We start from the raw sequence: 15110 nt of genomic DNA, 5'->3' as shown, positions 1-15110 counted from the left end.
CGGGTCAGCGCTGGTAGCGGGCCAGCACCAGGTTGCCGTCCCGCTCCAAGCGGTGGCGCAGCTCGGCGAGGGTGCTCGCGCCGCTGTAGTACCGCTGGTAGGCCGGGGTGGCGACCTTGTCCTTCCATTCCGGGTAGCCGCGCACGGACTGGGCGGGCGCGGGGCGGAGCCGGGCCGCGAGGGCGGTGCCGGTGGCCCAGCCGTGCCGCTCGGTGTGCAGGGCCGGGTCCTTCAAGGCCTGGGTGCCGGTGGGCAGCATCCAGTCCCCGAGGGCGAGGCGCACCATGTTCCGGGGCCGCAGCAGGAAGTCGATGAAGGCGACGGCCTCCTTCTTGTGCGGGCAGTCGGCGGAGACGGACAGCGTCTGCGGGCTGACGCCCTGGGTGAGCCCGCCGGCGCCGGCCGGGGCGGGCAGCACCTGCCAGTGGAAGCCCTCGGGGGCCTGCCGCACGATCTGCTGGCGGTAGGAGAAGCCCAGCGGGACCATCGCGTACCGGCCGCCGAAGAGGCCGGGCAGGGTGTCCGCACCGCCGCTGCCGAGGGTCGAGGCGGGGGCGCTGCGGTCGACGGCGACCTGGTCGTGGATGGTGCGGGCCACGACCTCGTCCCCGGCCTCGAACCGCACGGTGACCTTGCCGTCCGCGCCCCGGTGGAAGAGCCGTCCGCCCGCCGACAGGGACAGGTTGAGCGTGGCGGACACGGGCTCCCTCAGCGGCCAGGCCACGCCGTACCGCCCGGGCCCGGTGAGCTTCTTGGCGACCTGCCGGAACTCCGCCCAGCTCCAGGGGTGTCCGGGGGTCGGTATGCGCACCTTGGCCGCGCGCAGCCGGTCGGCGTCGGCGATCAGCACCCGGGGCTCCTGGAGGAACGGCACGCCGTAGACACCGCGGCCGAAGGTGGCCGTCTCCCAGCTGCCGCGCGGGATGTCGGAGGCGAGCCGGGCGGGCAGCAGGCCGGACAGGTCGGCGAGGTAGCCGCCGTAGGCGAAGTCGGCGAGGTCGTCGGAGGCGTCGTGGATGACGTCCGGTGCCTCGCCGCCCTCGAAGGAGGTGAGCAGCTGGTCGTGCACGCTGTCCCAACTGCCCTGGACGTACTCGACCTTGACGTCCGGGTGGGTGGCGTTCCACTCCCGGACCAGCTCCTTGGTGGCGGCGACGGAGTCCGGCTGCCAGGCCAGGGACTGGAAGCGCAGGGTGACCGGGCCGTCCGCGGAGCCGCCCGGGGAGCAGCCCGCGAGGAGGAGCAGGAGCACGGCGAGTGCCAGGGTGATCCGGGTCCGCATCAGTTCTTCACCGCCCCGGTGAGCAGGCCGCTGGTGATCCGCCGCTGGACCAGTGCGAAGAAGGCCAGGGAGGGCAGGGTGGCCAGGAACGCGGCGGCGGCCAGCGGGCCGAGGTCGGCCACGCCCTCCGCGCCGATGAAGTGGGTGAGGACGACCGGGAGCGTCTGCCGGTGCGGGCTCTTGAGCAGCACCAGCGCGAAGAAGAACTCGTTCCACGCGGTGACGAACGCGAACAGGGCCGTCGCCGCGATGCCCGGCGCGAGCAGCGGCACCGTCACCGACGTCAGCGTTCTCAGCCGTCCGGCGCCGTCGACGGCCGCCGCCTCCTCCAGCTCGGCGGGGACCGCGCGGGCGTGGCCGGCGAGCATCCACAGCGCGAACGGCAGCGACCACACCACGTACACCAGCACCAGTCCGGTCAGGGAGTCGATCAGCCGCAGCCGCTTCAGCACCAGGAACAGCGGGATGATCAGCAGGACGAAGGGGAACGCCTGGCTGACCACCACCCAGCCCGTGGCCGCCCGGGCCGCCCGGGTGCGGTGCCGGGCCATGACGTAGGCCATCGGGGTGGCGATCAGTACCGTGACGGCGGCGGTGGCGAGCGCCACCGACAGGGAGTTGAGGGCGGCGTGCGCCAGCGGCTGCTCGGTGAAGGCCTGCCGGACGTTGGCCAGGGTGGGGTGGCGCGGGATCCAGGCGGGGTGCGGGCTGCCCAGCTCGCGCGGGGACTTCAGCGCGGTGGACAGCAGCCACAGCAGCGGGAAGGCGAGGAACAGCAGATAGCCGAGCAGGGCGGTGTACTGCCCGGCGCGGGCGACGCGGCGGGTCCTCGGGGCGCGCGCGGTGCTCATGCGTCCTCACCGCCGCGCAGCCGGCCGGCCAGGAACACCGCGAGCAGGACGGAGACCACGGCGACGAGCACACAGCCCATGGCCGCCGCGTAGCCGAACTGGCCGTAGCGGAAGGCTTCTTCGTAGGCGAAGAGCATGGGCAGCCGGGTCTGGCCGCCGGGTCCGCCGGCGGTGAGGACGTAGACCAGGGCGAAGGAGTTGAGGTTCCAGATCAGGTTCAGCGCGGTGATGGCGAGGGCCACCGGTCCGAGCGCGGGCCAGGTGACCGTGCGGAAGCGGCGCCAGGCGCCCGCGCCGTCGACCGCGGCCGCCTCGTGGAGTTCGCGGGGGACGTTCTGCAGTCCGGCGAGCAGGGCGACCGTGGTCTGCGGCAGGCCCGCCCAGACGCCGACGACGATCACCGCGGGCAGCGCGGTGGCCAGGCCGCTCAGCCAGTCCCGGCCGTCCCCGAGGCCGAGGTCGCGCAGGGTCTCGTTGAGGACGCCCGCGTCCGGGTTGTAGACGAGCCGCCACATGATGCCGACGACGACCTCGGGCATCGCCCAGGGCACGATCGCGAGGGCGCGGGCCAGGCCGCGCAGCCGTAAGTCCTGGTTCAGCAGCAGGGCCAGGCCGAGCGCCAGCAGGAACTGGGGCACGGTCACGCCCGCCGCCCAGACCAGGCCGATACGGAACGACTCCCAGAACAGGGTGTCGTGCAGCAGGTCCCGGAAGTTGAGGGCGCCGATCCAGCGGGTGGCGGCGGTCCGGCCGGACTGGGCGTCGGTGAAGGCCAGCAGGACGCCGTAGAGCAGCGGGCCGACGCTGAGCAGCAGGATCGGGATGAGGGCGGGCAGGACCAGGAACCAGGCGCCGCGGTCGGAGGTCCGGAGTCCGGCGCGGGGGTGTGCCCCCGCCACCGGCGTCCGCGCTTCGGCCACCTCTGTCACGGAATCAGCCCCTTTGCCTGCTCCGGTTGGCGTGTTCATGGTCGTGAAGGCCCGGTACCCCGTCAAGGGCCCGCGCACCGCCGCCGACCTGTACGGATGCGAGACTGGCCGGACGACGGACGGACACGGCACGGGAAGACGGCACGGAGGCGGGACGATGGACGAGGCACGCGCGCGGGACGTACTGGCCGCGGCGGGGGTGCTCCCGGGAGCGGCCCGGGACGCCCGGCTGGTGGCCCTCGGCGAGAACGCGGTGTTCGCCGCCGGCGACCTGGTGGTGAAGGTCGGCCGGGACGCCGAGCTGCTGCCGCGCGCCGAGCGCGAACTGGCCGTCGCCGCCTGGCTGGCCGAAGCGGGCGTGCCGGCGGTGCGGGCGGCCGAGCCGAAGCCGCTGCTGGTGGACGGCCACCCGGTGACCGTGTGGCACCGGCTGCCGGATGCCGTACGGCCCGCCGAGCCACGGGACCTGGCCGCGCTGCTGCGCATCGTGCACGCCCTCCCCGCTCCCTCGTTCGCCTTGCCGCCCCGCGATCTGCTGGGCGGTGTGGAGCGCTGGCTGCGGCTCGCGGGTGACGCGATCGACCCGGAGGACGCGGCCTATCTCCGTGCGCGCCGCGACGGCTTCGCCGCGCGGGCGGCGGCGCTGACGCCCCAGCTGCCGCCGGGGCCGATCCACGGTGACGCGCTGCCCCGCAATGTGCACGTCGGGCCGGACGGGCCGGTCCTGGTCGACCTGGAGACCTTCTCCGCCGACCTGCGCGAGCACGACCTGGTGGTCATGGCCCTCTCCCGCGACCGCTACGGGCTGCCCGCCGAGGCGTACGACTCCTTCACCGGGACCTACGGCTGGGACGTGCGCGAGTGGGACGGCTGCGGGGTGCTGCGCGGTGCCCGGGAGACGGCCAGCTGCGCGTGGGTGGCCCAGCACGCCCCGTCCAACCCGAAGGCGCTGGCCGAGTTCCGGCGGCGGGTGGCGTCCCTGCGGGACGGGGACGAGACGGTGCGGTGGTATCCGTTCTGACGGTGCCTCGCCCGGAAGGGGCGCGGGCGCCGCGACACTCCCGCGGACGGCATCGCTACGCGGGCTGGTCCTCGGTCAGCTCGCGGAGCGGCCACGCGCCGTCGACCACCGCGTCCTTCTCGCCCTTGCGCCGCAGGAACGCCTGGAAGTCCGCCGCCCATTCGGCGTACCACCGGATCTGACGCCGGTGCAGTTCGGCGGGGCCGAGGGCGGCGATCTTCGGGTGGCGGTCGGCTATCGCGGAGGCGAGCCGCGCGGCGGCGAGGGCGTCGGCGGTGGCGTCGTGGGCCGCGCCCAGGACTATGCCGTACTCGGCGCAGACCGCCTCCAGGTTCCGTTTGCCGCGGCGGTAGCGGTCGGCCCAGCGGTCGATGGTGTACGGGTCGACGACCGGGGCGGGGGCGGTGCCGAGCCGGTCGGTCAGGGACGGCAGGCCGTACCGGCGCAGTTCGGCGGAGAGCAGGGTGAGGTCGAAGGCCGCGTTGTAGGCGACGACCGGGACACCCGCCTTCCAGTACCCCACCAGGACGTCCGCGATGGCGTCGGCCACCTGGTCGGCCGGGCGGCCCTCGGCCGCCGCGCGTGCGGTGCTGATGCCGTGGACCGCGACCGCGTCGGCCGGGATCTCCACGCCCGGATCGGCCAGCCACTCCCGGCGGCCCACGGGCTCACCGGCCCTGACCTCGATCACGGCACCGGTGACGATGCGCGCCCGACGCGGATCGGTCCCGGTCGTCTCCAGGTCGAAGCCGATCAGCAGCTCCTGGTGCCAGCCCATGGGCGGCCCCCCTTCTCGGTGGTGCTTTCCCCCAGTGCCTCCACCATCGCACGCGGCACTGACAATCCACCGACGGCCTTGCGCCGCCCGGCGCCGGTGGGTCAGGACACCGGGCGCGAATCCGCCCAAGCCAGCTCGAATTCCTCGCGGTATGTCGGGAAAAGACCGGATTCTCCGACATCGTCGGACGTGACCAGCCGGCTGCCGTTGCGCAGCACCAGGACCGGCGACTCCATCCCGCGCGCCCCGCGCAGATAGGACTGCACCACCGCGACGCCGTCCGCGCCGTCGCCGTCCACCAGGTAGGCGGTGAAGCGGGGCGTCTCGTCGTACACCTGGATCTCGAACGCGCCCGGGTCGCGCAGCCGGGACCGCACCCGGCGCATGTGCAGGATGTTCATCTCCACCGAGCGGCTCAGTTCGCCCCGTTTCATCCCCAGTTCGCGCTCGCGGCGCTTGACCGAGCTGGAGGCCGGGTTGAGGAAGAGCAGCCGCACCCGGCAGCCGGACTCGGCGAGCCGGACCAGGCGGCGCCCGGAGAAGTTCTGCACCAGCAGGTTGAGGCCGATGCCGATGGCGTCGAGCCGGCGGGCGCCGCCGAAGATGTCCTCGGCCGGGAACTGGCGCAGCAGCCGCACCCGGTCGGAGTGGACCGCGACGACGTCCGCGTACCGGTCGCCGACCAGGTCCTCGACCGCGTCCACGGGCAGCCGGCGCGCCGAGGGCACGTCCCCGCCCGCGCCGAGCATCTCCAGCAGCCGGGCCGAGGCCCGCTCGGCCTGGCCGAGCACCGCCTCCGACAGGGCCCGGTTGCGGGAGACGACGTTGCGGGTCACCTCCAGCTCGTCCAGGGCGAGTTCGAGGTCCCGGCGCTCGTCGAAGTACGGCTCGAAGCACGGCCAGTGCTGCACCACCAGCTCGCGCAGCTGCGGCAGGGTGAGGAAGCTGAGGACGTTGTCGTCGGCCGGGTCGAGCAGATAGCCCTTGCGGCGGCTGACCTCGCGGACGGCGACCGCCCGCTGCACCCACTCCTGGCCGGCCGGACCGGCCGCGGCCACCACCCACTCGTCGCCGTGGACGGGTTCGTAGACCGGCCGCAGCACGGCGGCCACGACCGCGCGCAGCCGCTGTTCGACGAGGTTCAGCCAGATGTAGGCCCGGCCGGCCCGCTGGGCGCGGGTGCGCACCTCGCGCCAGGCGTCGGCGTCCCAGTCCAGCTCCGGGCCGATGGACCCCGCGTCCATCGGCCGGGCCAGGGACACCGCGCCGGGCGGGACGTCTGCGGAGTTCCCCTCGTGACCCTCGTCACCAGGAGGCAGCTCCAGCCCTCCCGAGCCCACCCGTGCACCGCCTTCCGCTCCCGGGGCTTCCCATCTCAACGATCAAGGAAGCCTACTCCGGGAGCGGTCGGCGGTGCAGCCGGATGGACAGGTCGGTTTCCCGGCCGACCGGCTCAACTACGCCATTCCCAGTGCCCGTTCTGCCATGCCAGCTTCTTGGGAGTGAGCGGATTCATAGCAGTGACGTCCCGTGGGGCGATGGAGAGGCCCTGCCAGTGCACCGGCATGGGCTGCTGGTCCTCGTCCCGCGCTATGTGGTGGAAGCCGACGTTCACCCAGACCACGGGGTGGGTGAGGGTCTGGCCGTTCACCCACTTGTCGACGGACTTCGGGTGGCCCGTCGCGCACCTGGGGTTGTCGCTGGCGAACAGCTCGCACTTGTCGTACTGGGTGACGTACAGGTCGTGCCGGGTGAAGGGGCGGCCCGGGTACTTCGTGGTGGGTCCGGGGACGAGTTCGTACGAACGGGCGTGCCCGTCCTTGTTCTTGCCGGTCGCGCTGACCATCCGCCACCAGCGGTAGGTCTTGTAGTCGCCCGCGAACTCCTTGCCCGGCCGGGTGCGGGTGGTCCTGGCGGTCGGGCCCTCCTGCCGTCCGGAGGGTGCGCTGACGGTGGAGTCGTACTGCTCGACCTTCGTCCCGGAGGAGCCGTCGAGGCCGAAGTCGAGCCGCCAGAAGACGTTGTGGCTGTGGCTGGTCGCGTAGTCCTTGGCGTCCTTGCCGATGGGCCAGCCGCGCCCGTCCTGGGCGTTGTAGTCCTCCCAGGAGAGGCTGCCGGTGGCGCCGACGTTCATGTTGACGGTGCCGTCGTCCTGGAAGCGCCACTCGGTGATGTACTCGTACCAGCCGACCTGGTTGACCGTGTACACCAGCAGGTCCTTGCCCTGCTGCTGGTAGGTCTTGTCCGACTGGACGATGTCGTGCATCCGGTAGGCGTGACCACGCGAACGGGTGGTCGTGCACAGCCCCTTGACGTTCGGGTTCCTCGGGTCGCCGTCCGGGACCTTGACGGACTTGATGGTCCCGCCGGGACACTCGCCGGGCGACAGTGTCATCAGCTCCTGGGCGAAGCCCTGGCCCGTCAGGTCGTAGTACTCGTGCTTTCCGTCGTCGTAGGGGACGTGGACCTGGGCGAGTCTGGCGCTGTTGAGGACCTTGATCGGCTTGGTCTCGCCCTTGGGCTGGTAGGAGACGTTCTCCAGGACGAGGCCGGCCTTGCTGTCGTAGCGCCAGCACATCCGCCAGGTGGTGCCGGTGGTGAGCTTCTGTTCGATCGTGTAGGCGGCGCTGCAGCCGGGGGCCGCGGCGGGGGCGGTGCGCGGCCGGGCCGCGGCGGGACCGGCGCCGGCCGTCGCGGCGGCGGCCAGCGCGGCCAGGGACACTCCGACGGCCGCGGTCTTGCGGGCGGCGCGGCCGAGGGCGCGCGGCCGGGCGCCGCCGGGCTGGTGCTGTTCGGGCATGACGGGTCGACTCCTTGCCGGGGTCACGGGTGTGCGGGCGGTCAGCCGCGGTCGAGGGCGGCGGTCTTGCGGGCGCTCAGGTCGATCACCAGGTCCCTGGTGTCGATCCACGGCCCGTTCCTGACCTTGGAGAACAGCCGTACGCACCGGTGTGTCCCGCAGGCGTCGAGGACGGCGGGCTGGGCGCCGGGCGCGGCCCGGTAGATGCCGCCGCTCAGTTCCAGCTGGTCCGGGGAGGTGAGGTCCTTGCCGGTGGCGTCCTTGTAGTCCGCCTTGAGGCCCGCGCCGAGCGGGCTCGCGATCAGGAGGCGGGCCGCCTCCGCGTTCTCGGCGCGGCTCGGCGGCGGCTGCGCGCCGCGCTGGGTGTCCGTCCGCTCGACCTTCCCGGTGCTCAGGTTGACGGTCTTGGTGACGAGCGTGTCGTTCCTGTAGTCGTAGAAGGCCACGTCGGCCCGGCGCGGCGCGTCCGGGTCGTCCGTCTCGCCGGCCTCGGGCTCGGCGAGGTCGATGCTCAGCCGCTGCGGTCCGCGCGCCCCGGTGACGTTCTCGCCCAGGGCGGACAGCCGCCCGGCCAGCGCGGCCTTCTCCACCCGGCCGAGCTCGTCTTCGGTGAGCGGATCGCGGCCCGTGCCCCGCTCCGCCTCGGCGGGCGCCCGCTCCACGACGCCGGGCGGCGCGGCGTCCGGGCCCGGCCCGGCCTGCCCCGCGGCCCGTGTGCCGCCGCCGGCCCCTCCGGACTCGCCGGCGCCCGCCGTGCCCGGCAGAGTCACCGCGACCATGGCGGCGGTCCCCGCGGCCGCGAGGGCCGCGCCGGTCAGTACTTTGCCCAGATGGCGGCGCACTTTCTCGCGCACATTTCCCCCTACTCCCCCCTTGGTCACCCGGGAGTACGTTTTCTGCCCCGCTGGTTCGGCGCATGGCGGGTACCAGAACCGCCACACGCACTGGTCACCTCACAAGAGGCCGGGTGGGCCACGGGAGGTTGCCTCACTTTCGGACAACACTCGGGGCCGACCCGGCCCTGGCGGACTGCACACCTGGGAGAGTCGTATCCATGCAGGTCTGGCCTGGAGAGGCGTATCCGCTCGGCGCCACCTATGACGGCGCCGGAACCAACTTCGCGGTCTTCACGGAGGCCGCGGACCGAGTAGAGCTGTGTCTGCTGCACGACGACGGCTCGGAGACGGCGGTGGAACTGCGCGAGAGCGACGCGTTCGTGCGGCACGCGTACCTGCCCGGGGTGATGCCGGGACAGCGGTACGGGTTCCGGGTGCACGGCCCGTACGACCCCGGGCGCGGGCTGCGCTGCAACTCGGCGAAGCTGCTGCTCGACCCGTACGCGAAGGCGGTCAGCGGGTCGGTCCGGTGGGGCGAGGAGGTGTACGGCTACCACTTCGGCGCGCCGGAGCGGCGCAACGACCTGGACTCGGCGCCGCACACCATGACGTCGGTGGTGATCAACCCGTACTTCGACTGGGGCGACGACCGCCCGCCGCGCACCGAGTACCACCACACGGTGATCTACGAGGCCCACGTCAAGGGCCTGACCATGCGTCACCCGGAGCTGCCCGAGGAACTGCGCGGCACCTACGCGGGCCTCGCCCACCCGGCGGTCATCGAGCACCTGACCAAGCTCGGGGTGACGGCGCTCGAACTGATGCCCGTCCACCAGTTCGTGAACGACCACCGGCTGGCCGACATGGGGCTGAGCAACTACTGGGGCTACAACACCATCGGCTTCTTCGCCCCGCACAACGCGTACGCCTCCTGGGGCGACCGCGGCCAGCAGGTGCTGGAGTTCAAGTCGGCGGTCCGGGCGCTGCACGAGGCCGGGATCGAGGTCATCCTGGACGTGGTCTACAACCACACCGCCGAGGGCAACCACCTGGGCCCCACGCTGTCCTTCAAGGGCATCGACAACCCCTCGTACTACCGGCTCGCCGACGATCCGCGCTACTACATGGACACCACGGGCACCGGGAACTCGCTGCTGATGCGGTCCCCGCACGTGCTCCAGCTGATCATGGACTCGCTGCGGTACTGGGTCACCGAGATGCACGTCGACGGCTTCCGCTTCGACCTCGCGGCCACCCTCGCCCGGCAGTTCCACGAGGTGGACCGGCTGTCGTCGTTCTTCGACCTGGTGCAGCAGGACCCGGTGGTCTCCCAGGTGAAGCTGATCGCCGAGCCGTGGGACGTGGGCGAGGGCGGCTACCAGGTGGGCAACTTCCCGCCGCTGTGGACCGAGTGGAACGGCAAGTACCGGGACACCGTCCGCGATCTGTGGCGGGGCGAGCCGCGCGCGCTGGCCGAGTTCGCCTCCCGGCTGACCGGCTCCTCCGACCTCTACCAGGACGACGGCCGCCGCCCGCTGGCCTCCATCAACTTCGTCACCTGCCACGACGGTTTCACCCTGCACGACCTGGTCGCGTACAACGACAAGCACAACGAGGCCAACGGCGAGGACAACCGGGACGGCGAGAGCCACAACCGGTCGTGGAACTGCGGGGTGGAGGGCGACACCGACGATCCCGGGGTGCTGCGGCTGCGCGCCCGGCAGATGCGGAACTTCATCGCCACGCTGATGCTGTCCCAGGGCGTGCCGATGATCAGTCACGGCGACGAGTTCGCGCGCACCCAGCGCGGCAACAACAACGCCTACTGCCAGGACAACGAGCTGTCGTGGATCGACTGGCCGGCGGACGACGGCGAGCTGCTGGAGTTCACGCGCGCGATGGTGTGGCTGCGCCGGGACCACCCCGTCCTGCGGCGACGCCGCTTCTTCCACGGCCGTACGGTGGAGGGCACCCACGACGAGCTGTCCGACATCGCCTGGTTCACTCCCGAGGGCGCCGAGATGACCCAGCGGGACTGGAACTCGGCGCGGGCCTCCGCGCTGACGGTGTTCCTCAACGGCAACGCCATCTCCGAGCCCGGCCCGCGCGGGGAACGCGTCACCGACGACTCCTTCCTGCTGATGTTCAACGCCTCCCCCGAGCCGCTGGACTTCGTGGTGCCGGTCGACCACGGCCGGCAGTGGCAGGTGGTGGTGGACACGGCCCGCCCGGACGGGGTGGAGCCGGGGACGGGCGACAAGGTCGCGGCCGGCGACCGCCTCACCCTGCCGGACCGCAGCCTGACGGTGCTGCAACGGCCCGCGGAGTAGGGCGCGGCCTCACCCGGGGGGGGCCGCGCGTCGGCCACGCGCGCGTGGAGCACGTCAACCGCCGCGCCGGTCCCGCGCGGCCGGTGGGGTGTCCGGCACGCGCGCGTGGAGCGCGTTCCCGGGCGCGCCCGCGTACGCGGCCGGACGCACCGTCAGGGCGAGGACGAAGGTGAGCCCGGCCGCCGCGCTCGCCACCGCGAAGGCCGCCGTGGGGCCGTGGGTCTCCGCGAGGCGTCCCGTGACGGCGACCGCCAGGGCCTGGCCGCCGACGAGGGCGCTGGTGGCCACGCCCATCGTCTCGGCCAGCCGGTACGGCGCGACCGCGCGTTCCAGGAGGCCGAAGACGGTGATCAGGTGCGGGGCGTAGGCGACGCCCAGCACGGTGACGACGGCGTACAGGCCGGGCAGGCCGCGCGTGCCGAGCAGTGGCAGGGACAGCGCGAGCGCGGCACCGGTCGCGAGCCGCCGGCGCGTCCGGGCGCCGACGCGCTCCGGTACGGCGGCCATCGCGAGCCCCGCCACCGCGCTCATCACCCCCATGGCCGCGTACACCAGCCCCGCCTGGCCCGCCTGACCGAGCCGCCCGGTGAGCGCCGTGGTCCCCGCCTGGCAGGCCCCGAACACGGCACCCTGAAGCGCCAGCGCGGCGAACAGGCCGGGCACGCCGGAAGGCATCGGGGAACGGGGAGGGCGCTTCCGGGGTGGGCCGGGGGTGGCGGGGGCGAGTGGAGGCGCGTCGGGCGGGATGGCCTCCACGCGCGCGGGCACCGGCGGCTCGGCCGGGCCGGACTCCACACGCCCACGCACCGACGGATCAGCCGCACCGGACTCCCCGCGCGCGCGTGTGAGCGCGTCGGTCGCGCCGCGTTCCGTGCGCGCGGGGCTGGGCCCTTCGGCCGGGCACGGCTCCACGTCCGCACGCGCGGCACCGTCCGCCGGGACGGCCTCCGCGGGGACGGATGAAGGCGTGTCCGCCGAAACGGCCTCCCCGCGCGCACCCGCGGGCGCGTCGGACGGCACAGCGGGCCGCACGCGCGCGTGAGCGGGTGGTTCGGGCGGGGCGGAGCGCGAAGGGCCGGGGGCCAGGGTGGCGGGACGGGCGGGGTCTTCCCCGATGGGGGTCGTCGCGTGGGACGTCGGGTGGAGGGCGAAGGCGGTGCCGCAGGTGGCCACCAGGGCCGCCGCGGCGGCCATCGCGTACGCCGGATGGGCGAGTACCGCGGCCAGGCCGACGAGCGCCGGGCCGAGGACGAACGACAGTTCGTCGAGGGTGCTCTCGAAGGACAGCGCGGCACCGACCGTCGCCTCGGAGGCACCCGAACGGCGGGCGAGCGCGACCAGGCGGGCCCGGGCCAACGGGCCCACGAGCGGCACGGTGGCGCCCGCCACGGCCCCCAGGAGCACCAGCGCGGGCCCCGGCAGCCCGGCCAGCGCACCGGCGACCAGCACGGTCACGGCGACGGCGTTGACGAGCGAGAACGCGAGCACCACCGTCCGCTGGCCGTGCCGGTCCGCGAGCCGCCCCACCAGCGGCCCGCACACCACCTCGCCGAGCGCGAGCGCGCCCCCGGTCAGACCGGCCGTGGTGAGCGAACCGTGCGTACGGGCGACCAGCAGCACGCTGCCGAACTGGATGGTCGCCGTCGGCAGCCGCCCCAGGAACGACACGCACGGCAGCAGCGGTCCCGTCAGCCCGATCACCCGCCGGTAGGCGTCCCCCGCGCGGCCCCGCCCCGGCTTTCCCGTCGTCCCCATCGCTCGAACCTGGACACGCGGGCGTGATCCGGGCACCGGCCGATGACACGAAAGACGGCGGGCGGGGTACGTAGGTTCCCATGACTCCTGCGCGTCCCGGTCCGGGGGTGCCCACGGCCACCTACCGGCTACAGCTTCAGCCCGCGTTCCCGTTCGCCGCCGCCCAAGCGGCCGTACCGTACCTGGCGTCGCTCGGCGTCTCGCATCTGCACCTGTCCCCGGTCCTGGAGGCCGTGCCGGGCTCCGCCCACGGCTACGACGTGGTGGACCACGGGCGCGTGCGCGAGGAACTGGGCGGCGAGGAGGGCCTGCGCGCGCTGGCCCGCACCGCGCGGGAGCACGGTCTCGGCCTGGTGGCGGACATCGTGCCCAACCACATGGCGATGGTCCCCCGGTACAACCGCGCCCTGTGGGAGGTGCTGCGGGACGGGCCCGAGTCGCCGTACGCGCGCTGGTTCGACATCGACTGGGCGGCGCACGGCGGCCGGGTGCTGCTGCCGGTGCTCGGCGGCCCGGTCGGCGCGGAGCTGGAACGGCTGCGGGTGGACGGCGACGTGCTGCGCTACCACGACCACGCCTTCCCGCTGCGTCCGGGCACCGAGGGACTGCCGCTGCCCGAGCTGCTGGACGCGCAGTGGTACCGCCCCGTGTGGTGGCGGCTGGCCCGTACCGAGCTGAACTACCGGCGGTTCTTCAGCATCTCGGAGCTGATCGGGCTGCGGGTGGAGGACCCCGAGGTGTTCGACGCCACCCACGCCACGATCCTGCGGCTGCTGCACGAGGGTGTGCTCGACGGGCTGCGGGTCGACCACCCCGACGGCCTCGCCGACCCCGACGGGTATGTCGCGCGGCTGCACGAGGCGACCGGCGGGCGCTGGACGGTCGTGGAGAAGATCCTCGCCGACGGCGAGCACCTGCCGGCCTCCTGGCCCGTCGCGGGCACCACGGGCTACGACGCCCTGCGGCACGTCGACGGCCTGTTCACGGACCGCACCGGGGCGTACGAACTGCTCGGCCGCTACCGGGCGTTCGCGGCCCCGCAGACGGACCGGGGCGGCAACTGGGAGGCCACGGTCCGCCGGGCCGCGTACAAGGTGCTCACCCACGAACTGGCCACGGAGACGGACCGGCTCACCCGGGTGGCCGCCCGGCTGTGCGCCGCCTCGCCCGACCTCTCGCTGCGCGACCGCGCCCCCTGGGCGCTGCGCACGGCCGTGGAGGAACTGCTGGTGCGGTTGCGGGTCTACCGGCCGTACGCCTCCGGTGACGCCTCCGCCGTGATCACCGAGGAGGCCGCCGAGGAGGCCCGGCTGGCGTTCGTGGTGCCGGAGGAGGCCGAGGCCGTCTCCGTGGTGCGCCGGCTGCTGGTCGAGCCGCCCGGCGACCCGTCGGCGCCGGACCACGCCGACCGGGTGGAGTTCCGTACCCGGTTCGCGCAGACCGCGTCGGCGCTGCGCGCCAAGTCGGTGGAGGACACCGCCTTCTACCGCTATGTGCCGCTGCTGTCGGCGACCGAGGTGGGCGGCGACCCCGGCAGCCCGGGCGTGTCCCCGGAGGAGTTCCACGCGTACTGCGCGCGCGTGCAGCGCGACCGGCCGCTCACCGGCACGGTCGTCTCCACGCACGACACCAAGCGCAGCGCGGACGTGCGCGCCGCGCTGGCCGTGCTCACCGAGTGCCCGGACCGCTGGGCGGAGCTGCTCGCCGAGGTGAGCCTGGCCGAGGAGGGCGCGCCGGACGGACAGCTGGCCTGGGCGGCCTGGCAGACGGTGTTCGGGCTGGGCCCGGCCGAGGAGGAGCGGATCCAGCAGGCGCTGCTGAAGCACGCGCGCGAGGCGGGCATGTACACCAGCTGGACGGAGCGGGAGCCGCCCTACGAGGACGCGGTGGCCGCCTTCGTCTCCGCCGGGCCGTGCGGTCCGCCCGGCGAACGGGTGGCCGCGTTGCGCAAGGCGCTGGAGCCGCATGTGCGGGCCAATGTCCTGGGCACCGCGCTGGTGCACCTGACGATGCCGGGGGTGCCGGACGTGTACCAGGGCACGGAGGGCGAGTACCGGGCGCTGGTCGACCCGGACAACCGGCGGCCGGTGGCGTTCCCGCCCGAGGCGCCCGGCGAGAAGGACGCGCTGACGGCGGCGGCGCTGCGGCTGCGCGCCCGCCGCCCGGACGCGTTCGGCGCGGACGCGTCGTACGAGCCGCTGGACGCCGAGGGTCCGGCGGCCGGCCACTGTCTGGCGTTCGCGCGCTCCGGTGAGGTGGTCACGGCGGTGACCCGGCTGTCGCTGCGGCTCGCGGAGGCGGGCGGCTGGCGCGAGACGCTGCTGCCGCTGCCGCCCGGCCGCTGGGCCGACGTGCTCGCCCCGGGCCGGGAATTCACCGGCCACGCGCGCGTGGCCGACCTGCTGGACCGGTTCCCGGTGGCCCTGCTGGAGCGTGTCGCGCAGGACTGAGGCTCCCCGCGCCAGTGGTGCGCTCACGGAACGCCGGCTCAGGACATCCGTCGTACCGGTAGTGCGCTCGTGGCACGC

The 15110-nt window shown here is 73.8% G+C and carries 11 protein-coding genes; 3 read left to right on the top strand and 8 right to left on the bottom strand.

All coding sequences use genetic code 11. The features are described 5' to 3' along the window. Window positions 1-4: 4 nt before the first annotated feature. From IE251_RS28930 to IE251_RS28920, 3 genes are read right to left on the bottom strand one after another with little or no spacing between them, the layout of a single operon-like run. The gene (locus IE251_RS28930; protein ID WP_189755936.1) at window positions 5-1282 is read right to left on the bottom strand and encodes an ABC transporter substrate-binding protein; all 1278 of its coding nucleotides are present in this window, start codon (window positions 1280-1282) and stop codon (window positions 5-7) included. After that, on the bottom strand, window positions 1282-2133 hold the full coding sequence (locus IE251_RS28925) for a carbohydrate ABC transporter permease (protein WP_189755935.1): 852 nt from the start codon (window positions 2131-2133) through the stop codon (window positions 1282-1284). The genes IE251_RS28930 and IE251_RS28925 overlap by 1 nt, the downstream gene beginning before the upstream one ends. After that, window positions 2130-3062, bottom strand: coding sequence for a carbohydrate ABC transporter permease (locus IE251_RS28920; RefSeq protein ID WP_373302065.1), 933 nt, complete (start codon window positions 3060-3062; stop codon window positions 2130-2132). Before IE251_RS28920 ends, IE251_RS28925 begins: the two co-directional genes overlap by 4 nt. A 157-nt stretch (window positions 3063-3219) precedes the next feature. Between IE251_RS28920 and IE251_RS28915 the strand changes: the two genes are divergently transcribed. After that, on the top strand, window positions 3220-4083 hold the full coding sequence (locus IE251_RS28915) for a phosphotransferase enzyme family protein (protein ID WP_189755934.1): 864 nt from the start codon (window positions 3220-3222) through the stop codon (window positions 4081-4083). A 55-nt stretch (window positions 4084-4138) separates the two neighbouring features. Here the strand turns inward: IE251_RS28915 and IE251_RS28910 are convergent, their stop codons facing one another. The 4 genes from IE251_RS28910 to IE251_RS28895 all read right to left on the bottom strand — a co-directional run bounded on the left by IE251_RS28910 (window position 4139) and on the right by IE251_RS28895 (window position 8515). Further along, window positions 4139-4861: a 3'-5' exonuclease gene (locus IE251_RS28910; RefSeq protein WP_189755933.1), complete on the bottom strand. Its 723-nt coding sequence runs from the start codon at window positions 4859-4861 to the stop codon at window positions 4139-4141. A gap of 101 nt (window positions 4862-4962) precedes the next feature. Continuing rightward, window positions 4963-6201 (bottom strand): DUF5919 domain-containing protein, encoded by a 1239-nt coding sequence (locus IE251_RS28905; protein ID WP_030777803.1) that lies wholly within the window; start codon window positions 6199-6201, stop codon window positions 4963-4965. A 113-nt stretch (window positions 6202-6314) separates the two neighbouring features. Further along, complete coding sequence (locus IE251_RS28900; RefSeq protein ID WP_189755932.1) at window positions 6315-7661, bottom strand: copper amine oxidase; 1347 nt, start codon at window positions 7659-7661, stop codon at window positions 6315-6317. Window positions 7662-7702: 41 nt separating this feature from the next. Next, complete coding sequence (locus tag IE251_RS28895) at window positions 7703-8515, bottom strand: Tat pathway signal sequence domain protein (RefSeq protein WP_189755931.1); 813 nt, start codon at window positions 8513-8515, stop codon at window positions 7703-7705. A gap of 200 nt (window positions 8516-8715) precedes the next feature. On the opposite strand from IE251_RS28895, the gene glgX reads away from it, so the two are divergent. Beyond that, the gene (glgX, locus tag IE251_RS28890; RefSeq protein ID WP_189755930.1) at window positions 8716-10827 is read left to right on the top strand and encodes a glycogen debranching protein GlgX; all 2112 of its coding nucleotides are present in this window, start codon (window positions 8716-8718) and stop codon (window positions 10825-10827) included. Window positions 10828-10881: 54 nt separating this feature from the next. On the opposite strand, the gene IE251_RS41290 is transcribed toward glgX, so the two are convergent. Continuing rightward, a complete protein-coding gene (locus tag IE251_RS41290; RefSeq protein ID WP_229896983.1) occupies window positions 10882-12582 on the bottom strand; it encodes an MFS transporter in 1701 nt (566 codons plus the stop codon). Window positions 12583-12662: 80 nt separating this feature from the next. Between IE251_RS41290 and treY the strand changes: the two genes are divergently transcribed. Further along, window positions 12663-15032 carry a malto-oligosyltrehalose synthase gene (gene treY / locus IE251_RS28880; protein ID WP_189755929.1) on the top strand — a complete coding sequence of 790 codons (2370 nt, stop codon included), beginning with the start codon at window positions 12663-12665 and terminating at the stop codon, window positions 15030-15032. Window positions 15033-15110 lie beyond the last annotated feature (78 nt).

The sequence above is a fragment of the Streptomyces eurythermus genome (assembly GCF_014649115.1).
Taxonomy (GTDB): Bacteria; Actinomycetota; Actinomycetes; order Streptomycetales; family Streptomycetaceae; genus Streptomyces; species Streptomyces eurythermus.
This window is presented reverse-complemented; position numbering and strand designations above follow the sequence as displayed.